Raw genomic sequence first — 24,854 nt, 5'->3', positions numbered from 1 at the left:
CCGCTTTCGGTGCGAAAATATCCTGGCATCCTTGTTCTTGACCGCGGTCTCCCGAGTGGGAATGTTAGGATCTGTTGATCGGTAAACGGGCGCGCGGTCGCGGGTGGAAACACGCCGGCGGTCGCTCTCAAAGAAGAGCCAAATGCTTACAATCCTGTTCGACGGCATCGCCTACGGCATGCTGCTTTTCATTCTGGCCTGCGGGCTGACAGTGACGCTCGGGTTGATGAACTTCATCAACCTGGCGCATGGCGCGTTTGCCATGGCCGGCGGCTACGTGACCGTGGTGATGATGAACCGCTACGGCATCTCCTTCTATTGGTGCCTGCCGGCGGCCTTTATCGTTTCGGCGCTGATCGGGCTCGTGCTGGAGCGGACGCTCTACCAGTGGCTCTACCAGGCGCCGCATCTGGACCAGGTGCTCTTCTCGATCGGCATCGTCTTCATGGCGATTGCAGCGACCGACTATTTCATGGGCGGCCAGCAGCAGCTGATCAACCTGCCGCCGGAACTCTCCGGCCGCATGGACGTATTCGGCGTCGGCGTCGGCCGCTACCGGCTCTTCACCATCATCGTCTGCGCGGCGCTTGCGCTCGCGCTGCAGCTCATCCTCTCGAAGACCCGGTTCGGCAGCCGGCTGCGCGCCGCGGTCGACGACCGGCGCGTCGCCATGGGCCTAGGCATCAACGTGCCGCTGGTCTTTGCGCTGACCTTCGCCTTCGGTTCGGGCCTTGCCGGTCTCGGCGGGGCGATGGGCGCGGAAATCCTTGGGCTCGATCCGAACTTCCCGCTGAAATTCATGATCTACTTCCTCATCGTCGTCTCGGTCGGCGGCACGTCCACCGTCTCCGGCCCGTTCCTTGCCGCCCTGCTGCTCGGCATTGCCGACGTGGCAGGCAAATATTACGTGCCGGCGATCGGTCCCTTCGTCATCTACGCGCTGATGATCGTCATGCTGATCGTACGGCCGAACGGCCTGTTCTCAAGGGGCGGCCGATGAGCGTTCTTCCGCAGGAAACCACCGTGTCCGCAAATTCCTCCACTGCTGCAGCCGAGGCCCGCGCTGCGAAGCTGATGAAGCGCAGAAGCCGCATCCGCTTCTACGAGATCATCGTCTGGATCGCCGCGATCGCCGCTTACTTCCTGCTGCCGTCGAAGATGCTGATCCTCACCGAGATCGCCATCCTGGCCCTGTTTGCGGTGTCGCTCGACCTGGTGCTCGGGTTTGCCGGCATCGTCTCGCTCGGCCACACCGCCTTCTTCGGCCTCGGCGCCTATGTGGCGGGCCTGGTGGCCCAGCATTATTTCGCCGAACCGGTGACCGGGCTGATCGTCGCGGGCGTCGCCTCCGGCGTGCTTGGCCTGCTCACCAGCTTCCTCATCCTGCGCGGCTCCGACCTCACCCGCCTGATGACCACGCTCGGCATCGGCCTGATGATGGCGGAAGTCGCCAACCAGATGGCATGGCTGACCGGCGGCGCCGACGGGCTTTCCGGTTTTTCGCCGGGCCCGATCCTCGGCATGTTCGAGTTCGACCTGTTCGGCAAGGTCGGTTATCTCTATTGCGTTGGTGTTCTCTTCATCGGCACGATGATCATGCGCCGCATTGCCTTTTCGCCCTTCGGCCTGTCGCTGAAGGCGATCAAGGGCAATTCGATGCGCTCTGCCATGGTCGCCGTGCCTGGCCGCAAGCGCATCGTCACCGCCTATACGATCGCGGCGGTGTTTGCCGGCATGGCCGGGGCGCTGCTCACCCAGACGACCGCCTTCGTTTCGCCCGACGTGCTCGCCTTCCATCGCTCGGCCGACGTTCTGCTCGTGCTCGTCATCGGCGGCACGGGTTATCTCTATGGCGGCATCTTCGGCGCGATCCTGTTCACGCTGGTCAAGGACTGGCTGTCGGTGATCACGCCGCAATACTGGATGTTCTATATTGGCCTGCTGCTCGTCATCCTGGTGCTGATCGGCCGTGACCGGCTGTCGCGCTGGGTCGAATACCTGCCCGAGCGCCTCTCGAAGAAGGAGGACCGCTGATGAGCGAGATCGTTCTCGAAACCAGGCACCTGGTGCGCCGCTTCGGTGCCTTCCTCGCCACCAATGACGTTAGCCTGAAGGTGGAACGTGGCGCTCGCCATGCGCTGATCGGCCCGAACGGCGCCGGCAAGACGACGCTGATCAACCTTCTGACCGGCGTCTTGCCGCCGTCGGAAGGCCAGGTTTTCCTCGAAGGCGAGGACATCACCTCGATGGCTTCGTTCCGGCGGGTCAAGCGCGGGCTCACTCGCACCTTCCAGATCAACCAGTTGTTCAACGAGTTCACCCCGCTCGAAACCGTGACGCTGGCGATCGCCGAGCGCGAAGGCGTCGGTCACAATCTGTGGCGGTCGGTCGCCGGTTACGGCAAGGTCGTCGACGAGGCGGCAGACCTGCTGGCGCGCTTCGGCCTTGCCTCCGTGATGGGCGAGCGCACGGTGATCCTGCCCTACGGCAAGCAGCGCCTGCTCGAGATCGCGCTGGCCTTTGCGTCGAAGCCGCGCGTCCTGCTGCTCGACGAACCAGCCGCCGGCGTGCCGGAGGACGAGCGGCACGAAGTGCTGCAGATCGTCTCGGACCTTCCCGCCGACGTCACCGTGCTGCTGATCGAGCACGACATGGACCTGGTCTTCTCGTTCGCCAACCGGATTTCGGTTCTGGTGGCGGGCGCGGTCTTTGTCGAAGGAACGGTTGCGGAAATCTCCAGCGATCCGCGCGTCAAGGCCGTTTATCTTGGAGAAAACGCATGAGTCCCCCGGTTCTGGTCACCGAAAAACTGGTCGCGGGTTATGGCGAGGCAAGCGTGCTTGCCGGCATCAGCCTGACGATCGAAGAGGGCAAGACGCTGGCGTTGCTCGGCCGCAACGGCACCGGCAAGACCACTTTCGTCAATACGCTCGCCGGCGTCACCACCCATCATTCGGGCTCGATCCACCTGATGGGACGCGACGTGACGAAACTGCGCGCCGACCGGCGTGCCGCGGCAGGCATCGGCTGGGTGCCGCAGGAGCGCAATATCTTCAAGTCGCTGACCGTCGAGGAGAACATGACGGCGATCGCGCGCCCGGGCGTCTGGACGCTGGAACGGGTCTATACGATGTTTCCGCGCCTCAAGGAGCGCCGCAAGAACCTCGGCAACCAGCTCTCTGGTGGCGAACAGCAGATGCTGGCGGTCGGGCGGGCGCTGATGGTCAATCCGAAACTGCTTCTCCTCGACGAGCCGACCGAAGGCCTTGCGCCCATCATCGTCGACGAACTGCTTTCGGCGATCCAGCGCATCACCCAGGGCGAGGGCATGTCGGCCATCATCATCGAGCAGAAGGCCCGCAAGGTCCTGCCGCTTTCCGACGACGCCGTCATCCTCGATCGCGGAGCGATCGTTTACCAGGGTACCAGCGCCGACCTGCTCGCCAACGAGGATATCCTCGGAAAGCATCTGACCGTGGAAAGGGGTGCACCGCATTAGGCCGCGCGCTTATAAAGGTGGAATGACCGAGATCGGGGCGGACAACGGCCTGTCCGCTTCTGGCGATCAAAAGGGACAGGCCGGCGTCCGGCGGTATTATTTCAACGGCAGGAGCAGCTCCGCGACCGTCTCATGCTCCGGTACCTCGGGGAAGAAGGCGAGGCGTTGGCAGTAGAGAGGGAAATCCCTCGGCTCATAACCGCTTTGTTGGGGGTTCGAGTCCCTCCGGGCCCACCATTTTCGCCTCTGCAAGGGCGACATCTGGCGCCGTCGTTGCGCAAATCCGCCCGGAATCGGCGAAAGGACTTCATTATCAGTCCCTTGGCTCGCCGGGCGAAGGACGCCGGGCGGTGATTTAGCGATTTCCAACGACTGCAGCCACCGCGAGCTCTTCCTGGCTGAGGTCCAACAGCGCCCGTGCGGCGCGCAACGCATTCATAATATCCGATGTCGAATCCATGAATTCGAGCGTGGCTTCATTTGAAAAGCGTTGTCAACAATTAGAGCAAGGATTCAGCGAAGGCACGCGAGCCAAATAACGGTCAAGGACCGAGCGAGTCCTTCAGGCGGTGCAGGAGGGGTGCCGTTTTTTCAGCTCTTGGGGCAGCCGGACTTGCTTGTCAGGGATCCGGATCGAGTTGTGCCATCACGCGGGAGTGATCCGGTATCGGAACCGCTGTAGCGCTCTCTGTCGCCGGGCCCTAGGTCCCCTGGTCCCATCAACTCATTGCCCGCAGAACCGCCCTGCGGACGGGCGCACGTAAAGGAGCGGTCGTTTGGAGCGGCTGATGGGCGTCCCCCACGAGATGTTGGATCAATACGAGATCGTACGAGCGGATCGAATGTTTGTCCTTTGCGGAGGCGGGAAGAGCGCCTGTTTAGGCTCCAGCGCCGCATAGGGAGTGCAGATCACTAGGCCGACCCGTTTTAGATCCTACTGCGCCGCAGATCGAGGTCGCGGCGCCATCATCCACGATTCGATATGCTGCTTTATCCGCCCGTGTTCGAGAGGCATGCGCTGATCGTTTTTACGGTCAGTTCTCGGTTCTACTTCGGCGCGAAGCCAGGAGTGAGGCCGCGTCGCGCGGAACCGAGATGCCTCTCCCTGTCCAGTCCTTATGAAGGCGAACGCCCCCGAAAGATCGATGGGCTTTCTGACGTTGTTGCTCCATTTCGCGCATCTCGTTGCGTTTTTCTTGTCAATCGATTGTGACTTTTAGTCCGGACGTTCCGCACCCTCATAGTAGTCACCACTGTTAATGAGCCCGTGCGTCGTGGTGTTGAGCGTCGGATGATGATCGAAGGGCGAGGGCATACCGTAACGCGTCGTAGAGCCGGTATGCAGCCGATCGGTTGATCCCCACCGTTCGCCAGCGTCGGGCGGTAGGATTCCTTCGTAATACTCGCCATCTTCGGCGAAGGTACCGGTGGGGAGGAGGGTCAACGTGGCCAAGGCCACTACAGAAATCATTAGGCTTTTCATATTTGGATTCCTTTGCTCGACTGATCGGATTTAAGCGCGACCTTGCCGATCGATGTTTTGAATGAACTGGCAATTGATCAAACCGGACCTACCGCTCATCGTCGCTGATTTCGCGATTGTCACGGGTAGTCGGCTGGCGCGGATGCTCCATTACGGGATTTGTATGCGCCGTGGAGTTGATGCTGGTGGGGATCTCGTCAACGAGTATCGTGTCGTGTGTGGCAGGCGCTTGGTGGTGTTCCGCTCCATTTTCGGTCGCAGAGCTGAAAGACGGTGTGGTGGTTACCAGCGCGAGTACCAGAGCGATTTTGCGGAGGGTCATGATCTTTTTCCTTCTTTGGTTGACGAAGCTCGATTTCTGCGGGTTCGCCTGGACGTGGGACCGCATTTGGTTTCTAACCATCTGCTGCCGATTGAAGTAAAATCGCAGACGAGTGTCGGTTTTTTGAGTAACGTTAGTAGTTTATGCGGAACAAAAAGAAGCTATTGAACAATTCAACTGTTTCTTTGCTCGCTAAAATATAATTCTTGGAAGATGTGGGTACTTTCGATCATGTACTATGGGTTGGTATGTGAGGCCGCTCGTGGCATTTTGGCTGTGGTTGCCACCGGCGTTTGATCGGCTCCCCATTAGTCCGTATCGCTGACTCGGCGTCCTATCAGTTGTAGGTTTCGGTTTTCGTCGAGCCGGTAGACCTCGTGCACCTCTTGCCCTGCGTCGTTATAAAACTGATGCGTGACGGTGCTTCCGATGGGAGCCTTTACCAATTTAGTCCTCGGTTGGCCCCCGTAGGTGATGCTGCCTGGGATCGGTTCGAGCGCTCCTGCAGGATGGGCCAAGCTTGCAATCGCCGACCCGATCAGGGCGGCAAAGACGCGTAGTTTCATGGTCCTTCTCCCTTTCGAGAAGAGTGAATGAGGCTGCAGCGCAACCCTAAGCCCCCTCGGATGCCGGTGCTCAGTTGCGGAGGTGAAGGATGTCGCTGCAGGCAATCTGGTCGGCGGATCGGTGGAGGCTGCGCCACTCCGTGGGAGTGCATCCCATGAAGCGCCGAAACAAGTTGCAGAAGTGCGCTTGATCGGCGAAGCCGCAGCTCAGCGAAATCTGGGCCAAGGCGTCATTCGACTGCAGCATCAGTATCTGGGACATCTCGATGCGCTTGCTCAGGATGTAGTTGTATGGAGTTTCTCCGAAACTCGCCTTGAACGAGCGTGCGAAATGGCTACCGCTCAGGCGGCAGATGCCAGCGAGTGCTTCGACCTTGATCTGACTCGAAATATTCAACTCGACATATGCGATGACGTTCCGGAACTGCCAAGGTGCGAGCCCTCCTTTGACGAGTCTGGGTTCCGCAACTGTCGTGAGCGGACGAATTCCGTCGATGAAAGGTATGACGGGGGAGGTCTTTTGCAGCCCGGCTGTATTGACCGTGCGTGGCAAGGTCCAATTTCGACGTGTTCCCGAGAGTGAAAGAGATGACATGGCGCGGTCTCCTGATTTGGAATGCGCTGAGGCTCTCACCGACACGGGCGGTTTTCTATTATACGACCGTGTCCCCCATACCATTGGGTAGGTGTCCGCCAGGAGTCGGGCAATGGCAGAGCACTCCGCGCCTAATCAGGCAGAAGTAGCTCACGCGCCGAAGGCCACGCCGACGCCTGACGGTCCACCGAGCACGCACTCCGGCGAATGTTTTTGTTTAGTGCCAAGGATGTTGGCTAGGATGAAGCCGACGATGTCGCCGGATGCCCGCAGAGCAGGCAGAAAGGCTCTAGCTGAACACTTTCTCCAACGCTTCCTGAAGCGCCACATCGCTGAATGGCTTGAATAGGCAGGCAACCGCTCCGCCTTCAAGAAGCGGCGGTCGTTCATTTTCATCCTTATGCGCCGTGATGAATATGATTGGAATCGTTTCACCGCGTCGAAGCAGCTCTTCCTGGAGTTCGGGTCCAGACATTCCCGGCATTGCTATGTCGAGGATCAGGCAATCGGTTTTTGACATCCACTCGGATCCCAGGAACTCGATGGCCGAAGCGAAAGCTCGTACCTCAAAGCCAAATATCCGTATCAAGTCAGGGAGCGCTTCTCTGACAGACTCGTCGTCATCAACGACCGAAATGAGTGCTTTTTTCATGGATGATCGGCCTCGGCACCGGCGGCGGGGTCATCGCTTGAGGCTTGAATCGGCAATGAAAAACCGAAAATTGCGCCACCTGCAGGATTCCGCTCGGCCCAGATTGCCCCACCATGCCCCTCAATGATCGAACGGCTGACGGAGAGGCCGATCCCAGTACCGTCGAGTTTGGTCGTATGGAACTCGTCGAACAACCTTGCGATGTCAGTTGTTCCGAGACCTGCACCAGTGTCCTCCACGGTCAGGTGCACCTCTTTGGTGCCCACAGGCGCCGTGCGCACGGCGATGTTTCGCGATCCCGGAGAGACGCCGGCCATGGCATCGATCGAATTGCGTAGGAAGTTCATTATGACCTGCTGAAGTTGTACGCGATCTCCTGCGACAAGGGGCAACGCCGCCGAAAGTTCAACATCGACAGAGATCCGCCCGCGTTGCATATCGTTCGAAAGAAGGCTGATGACCTCCCGAGCCGCTTCGTTGAGGTCAACCGGTTCGACGACGGTAACGCCCCGTTTGAACAATCTCCTTAGCCTCGCAATCACTTCAGCGGCACGGTTAGCATCGCGAATTGTTCGTCTCGCCGTTTCAATCGCTCCTTGGATATTGGGCGGAGTCGCAGACAACATCCGAAGAGACGTGTTGGCATTGGTAATGATTCCGGACAGTGGCTGGTTGACCTCGTGCGCAATGGATGCCGCCATCCTTCCTAGGCTCATGACTCTGGCGACTTGCGCGAGTTCCGTGCGCAGCTTGTCCCGCGCAAGCTCGGCCACACGCTGTGCCGAGACGTCTTGGATGGCTCCGACACACTCCGTGGTGTCGTCGAAAAGCCGAACAATCCGGCCGACCACTCTGACATGTTTTACTTGGCCGCCTACAAACAGCCGGATTTCATAGTCCGGGTTGTCTCCTCCCTGCCGAACGTCGGCCATCTTTTTGGCGAGTAGGGGAAGATCCTCTTCAAAGACCCTTTCGGTAATTTTGTTGAAGTCCACCACTGTCTCCGGCTCGAAGCCAAAGATCCTGTTGAGTTCCTTGGAGAAGGTAATTTCGTCCGTATCGACTTTCCAGGAAAACGTCCCTGTTCGACTGATCCTCTGCCCTTCCGCCAACAGGACCTCGCTTCGTCGGAGCCGCTCCTCGGCGATCTTCCGGTCCGTTATGTCGGAAACGGCGCCGATGAACTCCGGATCGCTCGGATCCGATCCGATGTTTTGCAGAACGACGTAGACGTATTTAACTTTCCCGTCGGGCATGAGCAGCCGATGCTCAAGTTCCATGTCCTCGCCATCTTGCATGGCCCGCATGACCAGACTGCTTACCTGCGGCAGATCTTCTGGATGGCAACGGCCGAGCATCAAATCAACGGTGGGAATTTGTGTGGTGGGATAGCCGGCAACACGATAGGCCTCGTCGGACCAGACAATTTCCTCTGTCGCTGGCCTCCACCATACGCTTCCTGTTTCTGTCAGCCGTTGGCCCTGTGCCAGAAACGCGGCGCTGCGCCGCAAGCCCTCTTCGGCACGCTTGCGATCGTCAATGTCGGTATTGGTTCCGTACCACCGAGCAATTGAAGCGTCGTCCGCGAAGAGAGGGTTCGCTCGAAAGAGGAACCACCTGTACTCCCCGTCCCATCGGCGTAGGCGGGCCTCGGCCTCGCCTGCTCGTCCCGATGCCAACATTTCGATCCATACCGCCTTCAGACTTTCCGCGTCATCGGGGTGAAGGGCAGCGGCCCATCCCCATCCGGAAGCCTGCTCGGTCGTCACTCCGAGGTATGACAGGAAATGCCCATTGAAAAAATCTGCGGTGCCATCTGGAAGAGTGGACCACGCCATTACCGGGATAGCGTCGACAATCCTGTTGTGAGCCTTTACGGCCGCTCCTGAAGCATCCAAACCAAGCCGAAGTACTTCGCTCAGAACGCCGGCGACCTGATTGGCGGCTACATGAAGTACGAGTCTGTCCTGCTCGCTCGGAAAGGAGGTCTGTCGCGACCCCGCCACGAGCACGCCGATGGAACGATGGATGCCGAGGTACTGCTGTACGGTAACGTATTCGGCGTTGTCACTCCGTAGATTGGCAAACTGCGGCCACTCGGAGCCCACGTCGCCCAATCCTTGGGAGAGAAAGGCGCTCAGTTCCGCAGCATGGCTGAAGCCTTCGCCGGCGGGGATCCGAGCGATCTCGACGGTCGGCTGGCCGTTCCCTGGTGTTATTCTTAGGAACAGAAAATCAACATCAAGTATCTCGGCCAAGGCGTTCAGGAGGGAATTGCCGATGTCAGCGGCGCTCTCCCCTGTCCCGGTTTCCGGAAGAGTTGTGATCGTCAGCAAATTTTCCATGCAGCGTCGGAGTGTGTCGTTCTCCGACGCCGCTTTAAGCAAGTCGGACATGTCAGCCAGCAGCTTCCGGCTGCCGCCCCTTTGAAGTACGCCTGTTGCGCAACCAATTCACCAATTGAGCCGGTCGAATGTGAAACCGATTTTCCGGTACTATGTGGCCAGCGGCCACGAGCGGCCGCGTCCCTGTGACCACTGGAGCAGTTTTACCGCCAAACGTGATCGTGGCTTTGAAGTCGAGCAGACCAGTTTCGAGCGTTGAATCCGTGCCAACCCTGTCGCAATCAGGGCGAGACCGATGGGGTCGATATGGGGTGGGACTGATTGGCGGAAGCACATTTCGATAGCGCCCGCGGACGTATCTGGGACGTCTCAGTTGCGAACCCGTCAAGTGGATGGTTTCAGATCGCTCGTTCGTTATGAAGTACCATCTCGACAAGGACTACCCAATTTGTTGGAGTATAACTGCTGATCATCCATCGCCACGCGTTGGGCGCGAAGGCCCGTCGCGCACGATCATGTACCATGCGCGGCGGTCGGCCTATTGTACTATGGTGTTGGTGTCGCTTTAGAGAAGCCCGCGTCGGCGGCTCATGAAACCGCCTCGCTACTTGCGTGATATGCAGAGCAGTTCCACTTCGACACCCAAGAACCTATCCACGCTTTATCCGCGGACGGAGCGAAACGCACTACGCAGCTCTTCGCAGAATACCTTCGTCTGTTCCCAGGCGGCGAAGTGCCCGCCCTTGGCGAGCTTGTTGAAATGGATCAGCTTCGGATATGCCCGCTCCGTCCAACTTTTCGGCGCCGCGTATATCTCGTCTGGAAAGACGCTGACGGCGACCGGTATCTTGACGTTCTTGACCGCAAAGAAATCGAGCTTGTTCTCCCAGTAGAGACGAGCGGATGAGACGGCAGTGTTCGTCAGCCAGTACAGCGTGACGTTGTCGAGGATGTCGTCCCGTGTCAGCCCTTCGGACTTGCCGTCGAACACGCGCGCTATCAACTCGTAGCTCCGGATGTCATGGTCGATCATCCATGCCGCAAGCCCGACGGGAGAGTCCGCGATCCCGACAAGGGTCTGGGGCCGGTTCGCCATCTCGATCGCATAACCCAAACCGTGCTTGTAGAAGTCGTCGAGCTGATTGAAGGCATGATCCTCGTCAGGAGACAGATCAGCGGGTTTCGTGCCACCCGGACGGAGCGCGACAGCGATGTCGTCTGGAACGGTGGCTGGCATGTTGACATGGATGCCGAGCAGCTGCGGGGGCGCTATCAATGCCATCTGCTCCGTCACGGCGTCGCCCCAGTCTCCGCCCTGCGCCACGTATCTCGCATAGCCCAGGCGGTTCATCAGCTCGATCCACGCCTGCGCGATGCGGATGGGATCCCACCCCTTTTCTTCGGGCTTTCCGGAGAATCCGTAGCCGGGGATGGAGGGGATCACTACGTCGAAGGCATCGGAAGCCGAGCCGCCGTGTGCCGTAGGGTTGGTCAGCGGCTCGATGATCTTCATCTGCTCGATGGTTGATCCAGGCCAGCCGTGAGTCACAATGATCGGCAGGGCACCGTCGTGTCTCGATTTGACATGAATGAAGTGGACATCGACGCCGTCGATCCTCGTGGTGAACTGGGGTAGCGCGTTAAGTCTGGCCTCGACCTTTCTCCAGTCGTGGTTCTCCGCCCAGTACTTGGCCAGTTTTTTGATTGTGGAAGATTGGACGCCCTGCGAGCTGTCATCGACGATCTCGCGTTCCGGGAACCGCGTAGACCTGATGCGGCGGCGGAGCTCGTCGAGCTGGGCGTCAGTCGCCTTGAACGTGAAAGGGTGGATTTCGCCACCGTCGCCCTTGGCCATGGCGACCGCTCGTTGTCCGGCGCCGAGCGCTCCAGCAGCAGCGGCGGTGAGCAACAGAGTTCGACGGGTGACTGATGGTGAGATTGGTGACATGGCGCGCTCCTTCGTGTGAACCTAGACGCGTCGGAGCCTTCCACTGGATCGTCGATCGATCTATTGCACCAAGGTGTCGCCGACACCATTGGATCCGTTCTTGTATATTTACTTGGCGGGCAAAGCCTTGGATGAGTTTATCCGCCGATAGAAAGCCGTGGAGCAGGGGAATGGATCGGATCGACGCAATGAGGGTCTTCGTCACGGCCGTCGACGAGGGGAGCCTTGCCGCCGCCGCGCGCAGGCTGAAGAGATCCCCGACGGCGGTCAGCAGGGCCGTGAGCCTGCTCGAGCAGCATGTCGGCGTCGAATTGTTACACCGCACCACGAGGAACCTGAAGCTGAGCGAAGCCGGTCAGCGATATTTTGAAGCGTGCCGGCGGGTGCTTATTGATCTGGAGGAGGCTGACATCATCGCCGGAGCGGAACGGTCCTCACCTCGAGGTAATCTGACCGTCTCAGCTCCGCCGATCCTTGGGGAGGAGGTTCTTCGGCCGATCCTCGATAATTTTCTTCGGGAGCATCCGAGTGTTTCAGTTCGGCTTCTGATGCTGGACCGGTTCGTCAACATGGTCGATGAAGGAGTCGATGTCGCTTTGCGCATCGGCGATCTGACCGATTCGACACATATCTCGACCCGCATCGGAGGGGATGTCAGGCGGGTCGTGGTCGCCTCTCCGGGATATCTTTCAAGCAATCCGGTGATCGACGAGCCGTCCGACCTGTCCAAACATCAGATCATCGCTTTCTCCAATTTCGGCCTTGATTCCTGGAGCTTCACACCCGCTCGAGGATCGTCGATTCCGAGAACCGTGCACTTCTTGCCACGCTATGTGGTCAACAATGTGCGGGCAGCGGCGTCGTCCGCGGCGGGGGGCATGGGCGTTACCCGGCTCTATTCCTATCATGTGGCGGACCTGGTTCGAGATGGTCGGCTACAGGTCGTACTTGCGGCGGACGAACCCGCCGCACTTCCGGTCCACCTCCTGGCGCCGCGTGGACGAAATGCCGTTCCGAAAGTACGAGCCTTTCTCGACTTTGCTGTGCCCCGGCTGCGAGTAGAACTGGCACGCATCGCAATGCAGAGTGGTTCTCTACGATGATTGTGCCGCTTGGCGGTGGAGTATCGTGCGGATTTTGAGAATTCTCCCGATCAGCGGAAGCATCTAAATCAGGTCTACCGACGCAAAGGCGCGGACACGGCCCGAACGGTGGCCGGTGCACTTGAAAGGATGCTAATCATGAGCAATCAACAGAAGGTCGCCATCATCACCGGTGCCTCGCAGGGCATCGGAGAAGCGCTGGTACACGCCTATCGGGATCGGGGCTATAGGGTGGTCGCCACCTCCAGGTCGATCAGGCAAGGATCCGACCTCGGGGTAGGTGCGGTCCCCGGCGACATCGCCAGATCGGAGACCGCAGAGCGCGTCGTACGCGAGGCGATTGATCGCTTCGGCCGTATCGACACACTAGTGAATAATGCCGGCGTGTTCGTTGCGAAGCCGTTCGTCGATTTCACGCAGGAGGACTTCGACCACAATTTCGGGGTCAACATCTCCGGCTTTTTCCACATCACCCAACGCGCCGCCAAAACCATGCTTGCGCAGGGTTCCGGCCACATCGTCAACATCACCACGAGTCTCGTGAACCAGCCGATTGCTGGCGTACCCGCGGCCCTTGCGTCGCTCACCAAGGGTGGCCTCAGTGCCGTCACGAAAGAACTGGCGATCGAATTCGCAAAATCCGGCGTCCGAGTAAACGCTGTCTCGCCGGGGATCATCAAGACTCCGATGAACCCGCCGGAAACATACGAGGCGATGTCGGCGCTCCACCCGGTCGGACGTATGGGTGACATACGCGATATCGTGGACGCAGTGATCTACCTCGAAGGCGCAAACTTCATTACCGGCGAAATCCTTCATGTTGACGGCGGGCAGAGCGCTGGTCGCTGGTAGCAAGGTCGGGGCGCCGGTCTGATCCGACCGGCACCTTTCACACACTGCGGTCGCAGGCCACCGGCGAAGCCGACATCCGCACCGTCAACCGAAAGAAAGGAAAGATCATGCCAATTGTCACCGTACAGGTTACGCGGGAGGGGACGACGCCCGGCCGTTCATCCGTGTCTGCCGAAGAAAAGGCCGCTATCATCGCAGGCGTCAGCAACGTCATGCTCGACGTCCTGAACAAGCCGCTTGAGTCGACCTATGTCGTAATCGAGGAGGTTGAGCTCGAGAACTGGGGATGGGGCGGCCTTCCCACGGCGGAATATCGGAAGCTTCTCTCCAAGGCCTCGGGTAATGGGACCCGCTCAGCCAAATGACTGGCTCAGGATGGCAGCGCGCTCCCGGACTGCTCGGCGACCATGTATTCCGCATACCAGTCGGGCCAGGTCTGACTGTGGTCGCCACCCGTTCGCTTTTCATGCTCTCCATGGGCTGAGGCAGCCCGTCGAAGGGCCGCGGCGAGATCGTTCGCTGAAGCGAAGGTAGCACCGTCAGCGTCTATGCGGCCAGGTAGCCGTGTGGTGACTTCCTGAAAGATCCAGCCGTTTCCGTCCGGATCGCTAAAGGATGCGAACGAGCCGTAGCTAGCACGGGTGGGATGAGGGCCGGCGGACCGCCCTTCTTGGCCGTTGTGGTGAAAGACACCGCCGACATCGTGGAAGATGCTGCTTATCTCGGCTCCGCGCCCGGTGAGCGCGCCATGGGCAGCCTCGATGTCCGATACGATGAGATGGAGCCCTTGTGCCGAGCCCGGCGCGGCTGACGTGATGTTCTTCCCGAAGATGACGGAGCAGGGCGAGCCGGGCGGCGTCACCTGCACGACGCGGAAGTCATCCGTGCCGGAGACGTCAGCGTCGAGCCGCCATCCGAGCCCGGTGTAGAAGGATTTTGCTCGATCTACATCGGAGACAGGAATGACCACAACTTCGAGCTTCATGTCGATATCATGCAGTACGGCGACCTTGGGATGTTTGGTTTCCTGGACAGTCATTTTTCGCTCTCTCTTGGCTGAACCATCGTCTGGGTGTTCGCCCGACGATGTGACTGCGCAGGGCCTCAGTCCATTGTGCAAAGGTGTCGGTTAGCCGAGGCATGGTCGCCATTCACCCAAAGGTATCGCCGATACCATCGTGCAATAGCGTCCGAGCCGGTGCAGGACGATCCCTATGGCACATCCAGATCAACTTGATCCTAACGGAGAACGTCATGTCAGACGAAGTAACAGTGACAACAGCCCCGTCGCCGACCCGGCGGGAATTCGTCGCCGCCACCGCCGCGACAGCCGCCCTTAGTCTTTTGCCTCGGAAGGTGCGCGCTGCTGACGCCGGCGATACAGTTCGGCCCTTCAAGGCCGCCATTCCCCAAAAGGAGGTCGACGAACTTCGTCGCCGCGTACGCGCCACTCGCTGGCCGGGGAAGGAAACCGTCGCAGATCGGTCGCAGGGAGCTCAACTTCACAAGCTGAAACCGCTCATCGAATACTGGGGGACTGAATACGACTGGCGCAAGGGTGAGAAGAAGCTGAACTCCTACCCGCAGTTCATGACGAAGATCGACGGCCTCGATATCCACTTCATCCATGTAAAGTCGAAGCACGAAAACGCGCTACCGCTGGTCATAACTCATGGGTGGCCGGGTTCCGTGCTTGAGCTGATCAAGACGATCGGGCCTCTCACCGATCCGACGGCTCACGGCGGCACCGCCGATGAGGCCTTCCATGTCGTGATCCCCTCCATGCCTGGATACGGATTTTCCGAGGTCCCGACTGAGACCGGATGGGGTCCTGACCGCATAGGGCGGGCTTGGCATGTTCTTATGAAGCGGCTCGGCTACAACCGCTACGTCTCGCAGGGCGGCGACTGGGGCGCCGTGGTGTCCGACAAGATGGCCGCCCAGGCGCCGGAAGGACTGCTTGGCATACACACGAACATGCCGGCGACCGTTCCGCCCGATATCGCCAAGGCGCTTGCCAATGGCGAACCGGCCCCGGCCGGCCTGTCTGCAGACGAGAAGGCTGCCTATGAGCAGATGAACGCGCTCTATACGAAGGGAGCGGGCTACGCTCTCATGATGGTCACGCGACCGCAGACCTTGGGCTACGCATTGACGGATTCTCCCGTCGGTCTCGCCGCCTGGTACTATGACAAGTTCGCGGATTGGACCTACAGTGGCGGCGATCCGGAGAAATCCCTGACGAGGGACGAGATGCTGGACGACATCTCGCTCTATTGGTTCACCGGAACCGCGACGTCCGGCGCGCGCCTCTATTGGGAAAACAACGCCAACAACTTCAACGCGGTCGACATCTCGATCCCGGCGGCGATCACGGTTTTCCCCGGCGAAATCTACCAGGCGCCGAAAAGCTGGGCCGAGAAGGCTTACCACAATCTCATCTACTACAACAAAGTCGACAAAGGCGGCCACTTCGCCGCCTGGGAAGAGCCGAGCCTCTTCACTTCGGAACTGCGTGCGGCCTTCAGGACGCTGCGTTGACCATCTCTGCGGTTGCTGCATCAGCAAGGAGTAAACACATGAACAACTTCCCAAAAGGTACTGCGCTGATCACCGGCGCATCGTCGGGCATCGGGGCGCTCTATGCCGACAGGCTGGCACGTCGCGGATACGACCTCATACTCGTTGCGCGAAGCCAGGATTCGCTCACCAGGGTAAGCAAGGTGATTGCAAATGCGACCGGGCGAAGCGTGACCACGGTGCGGGCGGATCTAGGTCAGCGGGAGGATCTCCTGAAAATCGAGGGAATCCTTCGACGCGACCCGTCGATCACGATGCTTGTCAACAATGCTGGCGTCGGAGCGGTCGAGCCGCTCCTGATGTCCGACGTTGAGGACATGGAACGAATGATCAAAGTCAACGTCACGGCCCTGACCCGGTTGGTTTACGCCGCGGCGCCATCCTTTGTCGCGCGAGGGCACGGGACTATCGTCAACATGGCCTCCGCTCTGGGCATCGCACCAGAAATTCTCAACGGCGTCTACGGCGCGACGAAAGCATTCGTCATCGCTCTGACGTTCTCCCTTCAGAAGGAACTGGCGGATAAGAACGTTCGAATCCAGGCGATTCTTCCGGGTGCCGTCGAGACTCCCTTCTGGGAAGCCTCTGGGGGCTCTCTCGATCGTCTTCCCAGCCAGATGGTCATGAAGGCGGAGGACGCGGTCGACGCCGCTTTGGCTGGTCTCGACATGGGCGAGCTGATCACCCTCCCGTCCGTGCCGGACGCAAACGACTGGGACACCTACGAGGCCGCCAGGCAGAAGCTGATGCCTAACCTTTCCCGGAACATTCCGGCGCCGCGGTATCGGACGCCGGCGCCAGCGTAGCGGACAGTTCGGCGCGACCACCTGGCATCTCGCCTGTCGCCTGTACCCACCTGCGACGCCGATCCCTATCAACAGGCAATGGGAAGCGAAAACAATGAGTCAGCCTGATCTGCTTAGCCGGTTTCCTCGGGTGCGCCTGATAGCGGGACCGACGCCGATCCAACGATTGGATCGTCTCGAACAACTGCTTGGAGATCGACGAGCAGGCGTCTCGATCTGGGCAAAGCGAGACGACTTCATGGAGTTGGGCGGCGGTGGCAACAAGCTCCGGAAGCTTGAGTTCCTGGTTGGACAGGCCAAATTCGAAGGGTGCGACACGGTGATTGCTATCGGCGGGGTTCAGTCGAATTTCGCTCGGTTAGCCGCCGCGGCCTGCGCGAAGACCGGGTTGGCATGCGAGTTGGTTCTTGCGCAAATGGTCCCCCGCGACAGCTCGATTTATCAGGGCAACGGCAATGTCCTCCTGGATCGGTTGTTTGGCGCACGTGTCCATATCCTTGCCAAGGGCGAAGACGCTTCAAAGTTCGCCACTGATATAGCGTCCGAGATCGCCGCGGCTGGGAGAAAGGCATTTATGGCTACCCTCGGAGGTTCGACTCCGACCGGATGTCTTGGCTATGTCGATTGCGCTTTTGAGATTGCGTTGCAGTCAGCCGAGTTGGGATTGGACTTCGATCAGATAATCATTCCGAACGGCAGTGGCGGGATGCACGCAGGCCTCGCTGCCGGAATGGTGGTCGCCGGCAAGGATCCTTCCCGGATAAGGGCGTACACCGTCCTTTCGGCCGAAAATGCGTCCCTCCTGGCAACGGTCGACAAGACCAATGTCGTCCTCGCGCTTCTTTCGAAGAGCGAGCGAGTAGGCCCGAAGGATTTGGAAATCAGCGGCACCCAACTCGGTGATGGGTATGGCGCTCCAACGCCGGACATGGTCGAGGCAGTCGCCATTGTGGGTCGGTCGGAAGGCCTGCTTCTTGACCCTGTCTATGGGGGGAAGGCGTTCGCCGGTCTGCTTTCCGACATCCAGAACGGCACCATCTCGCCAGGAACAAATGTCCTGTTTGTCATGACCGGAGGTTCCCCTGGGCTCTTTGCGTACGCGGATGCCCTGAACAGCAATTGATCCTTAGAACGGGGGTCAGGAACACAAACAACAACATGAGGATAAAAATGGCTCTGAAACCAAAGATCGCAGTCATCGTCGGCTCGACCCGTCCGACCCGCTTCGCCGACAGACCAGCGCAGTGGATATTGAAACAGGCGCGGGCGCGCGATGATATGGAAGCCGAACTGGTCGACCTGCGCGACCATCCACTGCCTTTCTTCGACGAGGTGGCCTCGAATGCCTGGGCGCCCAGCCAGAACCCGGAAGCGGTGCGCTGGCAGCAGACCGTAGGCCGCTATGATGGCTACATCTTCGTCGTGGCAGAATACAATCGCTCCGTCACCGGAGTGCTGAAGAACGCCCTCGATCAGTCTTACACGGAATGGGGCCGCAAACCTTTTACCGCCATCGCCTACGGCAGCGCCGGTGGATCCCGTGCGCTCGAACACCTGCGCGGGATCGGCGTGGAACTGCAGATGGTCTCGACTCATGCCGCTGTTCATATCGGCGGCGGGGACTTCTTCGCGATCTCTCCGATGGGAGGGAATAAGGCAATTGAAGAGATCGAAGCGAATCTTTTGCCTTCAGCCAAAACTGCCCTGGATGAATTGGTCTGGTGGGCGAAGGCAACCATGGCGGCTAAAGCAGCAGAAATCTGAGTGGTGGAGACGCTGCTATCCAGGATATACTTGGCGCTTTCGAATTGTCACTTGTTGGGGAATCTCAGCCGGCTCTGAAGGGCAAAGCCTCTGGCGAGCGGAAGCCGTCTTGCCAGAGGTGCTGTAACCCAGCTGTCTGGCCCTCGGCCGACGGGACTGTGCAGACGCGCTGCCGCGACAAGATCCAAACCTCTCTGGATGAAAAGGTTGCGGTGATAGTCAAATTTCTACGTTTCCCTCAGCGCAATTTCTTTCGCTCAATTTGCTTCCCATTCCAAAGATAGCTCAGCCTTCAGCACAACGCGGCCGGCCGGTAGGCGGCCCAGCGCTCCCGTTCGATGCGCTATCGGTCGAGAAGCTGGACATAGCTTGGCTTTTAGACAGGTGGACGCTGATAAAAATCGGTCTCTGGTGGGAGGAGGTGGCAGCGCGATGTCCTCCTTGAAGCTGGGGGACAGCTTTATAGTATTGCAAAGTACTTCTGCGTTAGTAAAATTCTTATCAATCGTCAGGTCACGGGTGCACATCTCCATGACGAGGCGAGGAACGAAATTCCACGCCTTTCGGGCAACGAAGCCGGCACATAGCGCGTATCAAAGGGTGGAGAGCCTTTTCCCTCTCCTGTCGTAACGGGTCGCTTGATGACACGAGGTCTGTCAGCCGCAGATAGTTTCGGCTTCGAGGCGCAGCCGTTCCGTCAGGGCAGGGACTATGCCCTCTATCGTGGCAAGGAGGTTGGCAGCCAGAAAAAGGTCCTCGGCGTCGCAGTCTCTGGGCGACGATCCGCCCATAACCTCGATAGGCTCAAGCAGGAATACCTGCTTGCGGATAAGCTCGACTCAGCTTGGGCGGTTCAACCCATTGACCTTGTACGTCATGAAGGCCAGCCGATCCTTGTTCTTGAAGATCCGGGAGGAGAACCCCTGGATTGGATCATCGAGCAGCATCAGGAAGCCGCTATAGATTTGGGTCGTTTCCTGCGCATCGCGATCGGCATGGCTGCGGCGCTGGGGGGAGCCCATCGGCAGGGGCTCATTCATAAGGACGTCAAGCCGGCGAATGCACTTGTAGACCGCTTTGATCGCGTGTGGCTTATCGGGTTTGGCATTGCCTCCCAACTGCCTCGCGAACGTCAAACACCGCGCCCGCCGGAAACTATCGCCGGAACACTCGCCTACATGGCGCCGGAACAAACGGGACGGGTGAATCGCAATATCGATTCTCGAAGCGATCTCTATTCACTGGGCGTTACCCTGTACGAATTGCTGACGGGCACGTTGCCCTTCAACGCATCCGAGCCAATGGAGTGGGTGCATTGCCAGATCGCAAGGCTGCCGAAACCTCCGAGCGAGCGACGTCCAGATATCCCTGAGACAGTGTCGGCCATTATCATGAAGCTACTAGCAAAATCTGCAGAGGAGCGATTTCAGACTGCAGCGGGCCTAGAGCGGGATTTGAGGCGATGTCTCCAGGAGTGGGACGCTCATGGCCGCGTTGAAATGTTCTCCCCTGGCGAAAACGACGTGCCGGGCCATTTGCTCATACCCGAGAAGTTATATGGGCGCGCTTCCGAAAGAAACGGGTTGCTGGCGCCTTTCGATCGTGTCGTCGAGGGAGGTAAACCGGAACTCATCCTTATTTCGGGTTACTCAGGTATTGGGAAATCTTCCCTCGTCCATGAAACGTTCGGGACGCTTGCTCCGCCTCGAGGCCTTTTTGCGGCGGGCAAGTTCGACCAGTACATGCGCGATATTCCTTACACGACTCTGGCGCAGGCCTTCCAAAGTCTCGTCAGCCACGTCTTGAGCAAACAAGGAACCGAACTACTGGAATGGCAGGAGGCCTTTAATGCGGCGCTGGGGGCGAATGGAGCGTTGCTGGCGGACCTGGTTCCAGAACTCGAGCTTATTGTCGGAAAACAGCCGCAGGTCTCCGGTCTGTCACCCAAAGAAGCCCAGCTCCGGTTCCGAACAGTGGTTCGACGCTTCATAAGCGCCTTCGCACGTCCGCGGCAACCGCTGGTTATTTTTCTCGACGACTTGCAGTGGGTCGATACCGCAACACTCGACCTGCTTGAAGATCTGATGACACAAGGGGACGTTCGGGATCTGTTGTTGATCGGCGCCTATCGCCACAACGAGGTCGATGCTACGCACCGGCTCGTACCAAAGCTCGCCTCGCTGCATGCAGCGGGAGCGAGCGTAGAAACTATCTCGCTAGGGCCTCTGAGAGACGCCGATCTCGGCCGGATTATTGGTGACGCCCTACGGTGCGACCAGGAACACGCATACCCGCTCGCCGAGCTCATCCACGATAAAACCGGCGGAAACCCGTTCTTCGCGGTCCAATTTCTCCAGGCATTGGAAGATGAAGGACTGTTGTTTTTTGATCACGCGAATCTGAGCTGGGCGTGGGACGCGGCCGGTATCCGCGCGAAAGGTTATAGTGACAATGTGGTCAACCTCATGGTTGCCAGCCTCAATCGCCTCGCCAGCCAAAGCTTGCTGATGCTTTGTCATCTTGCCTGCTTTGGTACCGCCGCTAACGTCGGGTTTCTGGCGGAAGTCTGCCAGACGTCGCCTGAGGACGTTCGTGAAGCTTTACGCGAAGCGGTCAGGGCGGGAATGCTGATGTATTCAGACGAAGTCTACGCGTTTCAGCACGACCGTATTCAGGAGGCAGCCTATTCGCTGCTTGATGACGATGCGCGGGCGGAGATTCACATTCGGATTGGACGGCTTCTCCTGGCACAAACACCGCCCGAGGAGCGTGACGGAGTAATTTTCCAAATTGTCAGCCAGTTCAATCAGAGTTCAACTTTGCTCTCTTCCTCGGGCGAGCGTGCGGAAGTGGCGCAGCTCAATCTGCTGGCGGCAAGGCGCTCGAAAAATGCTGCGGCCTACGCATCGGCATTGTCGTTCCTCTCCGCGGCCCGCGCTTTGCTGACGAAAGAGTGTTGGAACCGGCAGTACTCCCTTGTCTTCGGGATAGAACTGCAGCACGCCGAATGCGAATTCTTGACCGGTGAATTGTTGGGTGCGGAAGATCGGCTTTCCAAGCTTGCCAGCCGTGCCGCCAACCTTGTGGATCAGGCTGCGGTGGCATGCCTTCTCGTGGATCTTTACATCATTCTTGGTCGACCTGCGCACGCTTTCGAGGTTGGCCTAGAATTTCTGAAAAAAGTCGGTTTTGAGCTTTCCCCACACCCTGCCGACGTTGAGGTCGAAGAGCAATATCAGCGAATCTGGAAGCAGCTCGGAACTCGCCCGATTGAGGATCTGGGCGACCTCCCTGAAATGAAAAACCCGAACATGCGTGCCGCAATCGATGTTCTGAACAGGCTCGTACTCTCCGCGGTGTATCAAGATCCGAGGCTGCATAAACTGCTTATTGCGCTCATGGTCAACGTCAGCATAGAGCACGGCAATAGTGCGGCTTCGTCCGTCGGATACGTCTCACTTGGCCGGGTGCTGATCCATGATTTCGGAGATTATTCGTCGGCCCTGCGCTTCGGCCAGCTTAGCCTTGATCTCGTAGATAAACCAGGATTCGAGGCGTTCAAAGGGCGCGTTTATTTCAGCTTCGGAACGGGGATCAGCTCTTGGGCTCAGCATCTGCGACTTGGGCGCTCCTTTATTGAACGAGCCCTGGATGAGGCGACCAAGAATGGCGATCTGGCGTACATTGGTTACTGTCACAGCAATATCGTTGGGAACATGATCTCGTCGGGCGATACACTCACCGACGTCGATTACGTGGCCACCGAGGGTCTTGATTTTGCGCGCCGCTCGGGGTCCCGCATCGCCGCCTCCTACATCATCGGCCAACTTCGACTGATCCGATCGCTCCGCGGATTGCCGTGTGACTTCAGAACCTTCGACGGTAACGAATTTGAGGAGGAAACCTTCGAACGTAGACTGGGGGAGGCTCCAAACCCCGCGATTGTCGCCGATCTTTATTGGAGCCGAAGAATGCAGGCACACGTATTCATGGGAGATTATGCGGCAGCGCTTGAAGCCGCAGCCCGGCTACAAACGCTATTTTTGCAACCGTTGCCAAACCTAGAAGGCGCCGACTATCATTTTTATGCTGCCTTGGCCCACGCCGGATCACTCGACGCCGATCCCTCCTACATGCCTGAGCAAACGCTCCTACATCTGGAGGCTCTTAGGGCACACCATCGGCAACTCCGCGACTGGGCAGATAATCGCCCGGTGAATTTCGAAAGTCGAGCGGCGCTGGTCGGAGCCGAGCTTGCACGTTCGGAGGGACGTGAGCGGGAGGGCGAACTGTTATATGCTCAGGCAATTCGATCCGCTCGAGCCAACGGCTTCTTGAACGTCGAGGCCATTGCTTGCGAAAAGGCCGCCCGTTCATATGCGGTTCGCGGTTTCGAGGATATCGCAGAGATGTATCTGTCGAAAGCTCGGGACGCCTATCAGACCTGGGGCGCGCAAGGCGCATTGCAGCGACTGTCCGCCAGCGACCCAAAGATAGCAACTGCAGGTGCGATTAACGACAACATATCGACGCCGCCCTCGGATCAGCAATTCGACGTTGCCGCCGTCGTGAAGGCCTCGCTGGCGCTTTCAGGCGAAATGCTTCTGCCCCAGCTTATCGAGAAGCTGATGCGCATCATGGTCGAGCACGCGGGGGCCGAGCGTGGGGTGTTGGTCATGGTCCGCGATGGGCAGCCGCAGATCGAGGCTGAGGCCGTCACCGAGTTCGGCGAAATCGAGGTTGCGGCCCGTAGTTCGCCCATCACCCCGTCTGATTTGCCCCAATCCGTTTTGCAATACGCTCTGCGGACGCACCAGCGCGTTCTTCTGGACGACGCTTCCTCAACCCCGGTGTATTTCGATGATGACTATCTTCGGTTGAAGCACTCGAGATCGGTTCTCTGCCTGCTCATTGTCAGGCAAACGAAGCTTGTCGGGGCGCTCTATCTGGAAAACGGCCTGATGCCAGGCGCCTTCACTAAGGAACGCGTCGACGTTCTTGAACTGCTGGCATCGCAGGCGGCGGTTTCGCTGGAGAATGCCGGCCTCTACACCGACTTGCAACGCAGCGAAACTTTCCTGACCCAAGGGGAGAAGATAAGTCATACCGGTAGTTTCGGCTGGAGTTCCAGAAGGGGGCATTTTTTCTGGTCCGAGGAACTCTACGCCATCCTGGAATACGATCAGTCGGTCGTTCCCTCTGCGGATCGCGCAATAGAGCGGATACACCCTGACGACCGGAGGCGGTTTCGAGCGTGCCTTGACGATGCGATGACGGAGGGGAAGGACTTTGACAGCGAGTACCGGCTTTCGATGCCGGATGGCCGGATCAAACACATTCATACTACCGGGCGAGCCGTTCGTGCTGAAAATCTCGATTTCGTGACCTCCGTTCGCGACGTTACTGAACGAGTGCGGACCGAGGAGAGATTGCGTGAGGCGCAAAGTGAACTCGCCCACGTGGCGAGGGTGACCGCGCTCAACGCGATGACGGCTTCGATTGCGCACGAGGTGAGCCAGCCCCTGTCAGGCATACTGACGAACGCCAATACCGGCGCCCGGCTACTGGCAGCGAATCCGCCCGATCTCATTAGCCTCGCCGAAACGATCCGCAGGACGATCCGTGACGCCAATCGCGCATCGGATGTGATCAAGCGGTTGAGGGCGATGTTCCAAAAGCAAGCGCCGACGTTGGAGATGGTCGATCTGAATGAGGCTGCGCAGGAAGTGATAGCGCTGTCAGCGGGCGAGGTTCAGAGGAGCAGGGCGATCCTGAGGACGGAATTCGCCGAACAGTTGCCATTCGTCCGGGCCGATAGAGTTCAATTGCAGCAAGTGATCCTCAATTTGGTTCTGAACGCAATCGAAGCCGTGGCGGATGTCCAGGATCGCGCCAGAACAATCACGCTTCGGACCTACCTCTACGACGGCGCCACAGTGAGGCTCGATGTCCAGGATTCAGGAATGGGCGTGCCGCCTGAAGCTATGGACCGGCTGTTCGATGCCTTCTACACAACCAAGGTGAACGGGATGGGCGTTGGGTTGTCCATATGTCGCTCCATCATCGAAAATCTCGAAGGGCGGCTCTGGGTGGCGACCGAAGATCGGCCGGGCGCTACTTTCAGCTTTTGCATCCCCACGGTTCTTCGCGAGGCCGCTGGCGCGATTGACCGCAACGCATCCTCCGACGGCTCCGAAATACCCCTACAGGCCTATCGTCAGCACGAACTGGACGACGAAAATATTCGGACCAACTAGTAGGGGTAAGTCTCGTGGCGGCAAGGGGACGACCCTGCGACATTTGCCGGGGCGCCAAGGTCCAAATGACCTCGGCATGTGG

At 59.0% G+C, this 24,854-nt stretch carries 20 protein-coding genes; 13 read left to right on the top strand and 7 right to left on the bottom strand.

The features are described 5' to 3' along the window. Window positions 1–142: 142 nt before the first annotated feature. The 4 genes from C5J26_RS09250 to C5J26_RS09235 are packed head-to-tail and all read left to right on the top strand — an operon-like array spanning window position 143 to window position 3,499. Complete coding sequence (locus tag C5J26_RS09250; protein ID WP_046605043.1) at window positions 143–1,000, top strand: branched-chain amino acid ABC transporter permease; 858 nt, start codon at window positions 143–145, stop codon at window positions 998–1,000. Then, entirely contained in the window at window positions 997–2,034 is a 1,038-nt protein-coding gene (locus tag C5J26_RS09245; protein ID WP_105401502.1) for a branched-chain amino acid ABC transporter permease, read from the top strand. The genes C5J26_RS09250 and C5J26_RS09245 overlap by 4 nt, the downstream gene beginning before the upstream one ends. Then, window positions 2,034–2,783, top strand: a complete 750-nt coding sequence (locus C5J26_RS09240) for an ABC transporter ATP-binding protein (protein WP_105401501.1) — start codon at window positions 2,034–2,036, stop codon at window positions 2,781–2,783. The genes C5J26_RS09245 and C5J26_RS09240 overlap by 1 nt, the downstream gene beginning before the upstream one ends. Then, complete coding sequence (locus C5J26_RS09235) at window positions 2,780–3,499, top strand: ABC transporter ATP-binding protein (protein ID WP_105401500.1); 720 nt, start codon at window positions 2,780–2,782, stop codon at window positions 3,497–3,499. The genes C5J26_RS09240 and C5J26_RS09235 overlap by 4 nt, the downstream gene beginning before the upstream one ends. 1,216 nt (window positions 3,500–4,715) lie before the next feature. Here C5J26_RS09235 and C5J26_RS09220 read toward each other — a convergent pair. Continuing rightward, window positions 4,716–4,982, bottom strand: a complete 267-nt coding sequence (locus tag C5J26_RS09220; RefSeq protein WP_172745808.1) for a hypothetical protein — start codon at window positions 4,980–4,982, stop codon at window positions 4,716–4,718. Between the two features lie 61 nt (window positions 4,983–5,043). On the opposite strand from C5J26_RS09220, the gene C5J26_RS32610 reads away from it, so the two are divergent. Next, a complete protein-coding gene (locus C5J26_RS32610) occupies window positions 5,044–5,472 on the top strand; it encodes a hypothetical protein (protein WP_172745807.1) in 429 nt (142 codons plus the stop codon). Window positions 5,473–5,612: 140 nt separating this feature from the next. Here the strand turns inward: C5J26_RS32610 and C5J26_RS09210 are convergent, their stop codons facing one another. The 5 genes from C5J26_RS09210 to C5J26_RS09190 form a co-directional block, all read right to left on the bottom strand. Further along, on the bottom strand, window positions 5,613–5,870 hold the full coding sequence (locus C5J26_RS09210; RefSeq protein WP_105401497.1) for a hypothetical protein: 258 nt from the start codon (window positions 5,868–5,870) through the stop codon (window positions 5,613–5,615). Between the two features lie 70 nt (window positions 5,871–5,940). Further along, window positions 5,941–6,465 carry an AraC family transcriptional regulator gene (locus C5J26_RS09205; RefSeq protein WP_172745806.1) on the bottom strand — a complete coding sequence of 175 codons (525 nt, stop codon included), beginning with the start codon at window positions 6,463–6,465 and terminating at the stop codon, window positions 5,941–5,943. Window positions 6,466–6,754: 289 nt separating this feature from the next. Continuing rightward, window positions 6,755–7,117, bottom strand: a complete 363-nt coding sequence (locus tag C5J26_RS09200; protein ID WP_105401495.1) for a response regulator — start codon at window positions 7,115–7,117, stop codon at window positions 6,755–6,757. Continuing rightward, on the bottom strand, window positions 7,114–9,513 hold the full coding sequence (locus C5J26_RS09195) for a PAS domain-containing sensor histidine kinase (RefSeq protein WP_105401494.1): 2,400 nt from the start codon (window positions 9,511–9,513) through the stop codon (window positions 7,114–7,116). The genes C5J26_RS09200 and C5J26_RS09195 overlap by 4 nt, the downstream gene beginning before the upstream one ends. A 610-nt stretch (window positions 9,514–10,123) precedes the next feature. After that, on the bottom strand, window positions 10,124–11,410 hold the full coding sequence (locus C5J26_RS09190) for an epoxide hydrolase family protein (RefSeq protein WP_105401493.1): 1,287 nt from the start codon (window positions 11,408–11,410) through the stop codon (window positions 10,124–10,126). Between the two features lie 170 nt (window positions 11,411–11,580). Between C5J26_RS09190 and C5J26_RS09185 the strand changes: the two genes are divergently transcribed. From C5J26_RS09185 to C5J26_RS09175, 3 genes are all read left to right on the top strand, one after another. Beyond that, window positions 11,581–12,513, top strand: a complete 933-nt coding sequence (locus C5J26_RS09185; RefSeq protein WP_105401492.1) for a LysR family transcriptional regulator — start codon at window positions 11,581–11,583, stop codon at window positions 12,511–12,513. Window positions 12,514–12,651: 138 nt separating this feature from the next. Further along, window positions 12,652–13,365 carry an SDR family NAD(P)-dependent oxidoreductase gene (locus C5J26_RS09180; RefSeq protein WP_105401491.1) on the top strand — a complete coding sequence of 238 codons (714 nt, stop codon included), beginning with the start codon at window positions 12,652–12,654 and terminating at the stop codon, window positions 13,363–13,365. 107 nt (window positions 13,366–13,472) lie between these two features. Next, a complete protein-coding gene (locus C5J26_RS09175; RefSeq protein ID WP_105401490.1) occupies window positions 13,473–13,730 on the top strand; it encodes a 4-oxalocrotonate tautomerase family protein in 258 nt (85 codons plus the stop codon). A gap of 5 nt (window positions 13,731–13,735) precedes the next feature. Here the strand turns inward: C5J26_RS09175 and C5J26_RS09170 are convergent, their stop codons facing one another. Further along, window positions 13,736–14,404 (bottom strand): VOC family protein, encoded by a 669-nt coding sequence (locus tag C5J26_RS09170; protein ID WP_105401489.1) that lies wholly within the window; start codon window positions 14,402–14,404, stop codon window positions 13,736–13,738. 215 nt (window positions 14,405–14,619) lie between these two features. Here C5J26_RS09170 and C5J26_RS09165 point away from each other — a divergent pair, with 215 nt between their 5' ends. The 5 genes from C5J26_RS09165 (at window position 14,620) to C5J26_RS09145 (ending at window position 24,772) form a co-directional block, all read left to right on the top strand. Next, complete coding sequence (locus tag C5J26_RS09165) at window positions 14,620–15,906, top strand: epoxide hydrolase family protein (RefSeq protein WP_105401488.1); 1,287 nt, start codon at window positions 14,620–14,622, stop codon at window positions 15,904–15,906. A 38-nt stretch (window positions 15,907–15,944) separates the two neighbouring features. Beyond that, a complete protein-coding gene (locus C5J26_RS09160; protein ID WP_105401487.1) occupies window positions 15,945–16,751 on the top strand; it encodes an SDR family oxidoreductase in 807 nt (268 codons plus the stop codon). A 94-nt stretch (window positions 16,752–16,845) separates the two neighbouring features. Continuing rightward, a complete protein-coding gene (locus tag C5J26_RS09155) occupies window positions 16,846–17,874 on the top strand; it encodes a D-cysteine desulfhydrase family protein (RefSeq protein WP_105401486.1) in 1,029 nt (342 codons plus the stop codon). A gap of 47 nt (window positions 17,875–17,921) precedes the next feature. After that, a complete protein-coding gene (locus tag C5J26_RS09150; protein WP_105401485.1) occupies window positions 17,922–18,515 on the top strand; it encodes an NADPH-dependent FMN reductase in 594 nt (197 codons plus the stop codon). A 641-nt stretch (window positions 18,516–19,156) separates the two neighbouring features. Further along, complete coding sequence (locus C5J26_RS09145) at window positions 19,157–24,772, top strand: AAA family ATPase (protein WP_105401484.1); 5,616 nt, start codon at window positions 19,157–19,159, stop codon at window positions 24,770–24,772. Window positions 24,773–24,854 lie beyond the last annotated feature (82 nt).

This window comes from Neorhizobium sp. T7_12 (assembly GCF_002968535.1).
Lineage (GTDB): Bacteria > Pseudomonadota > Alphaproteobacteria > Rhizobiales > Rhizobiaceae > Neorhizobium > Neorhizobium tomejilense.
This window is presented reverse-complemented; position numbering and strand designations above follow the sequence as displayed.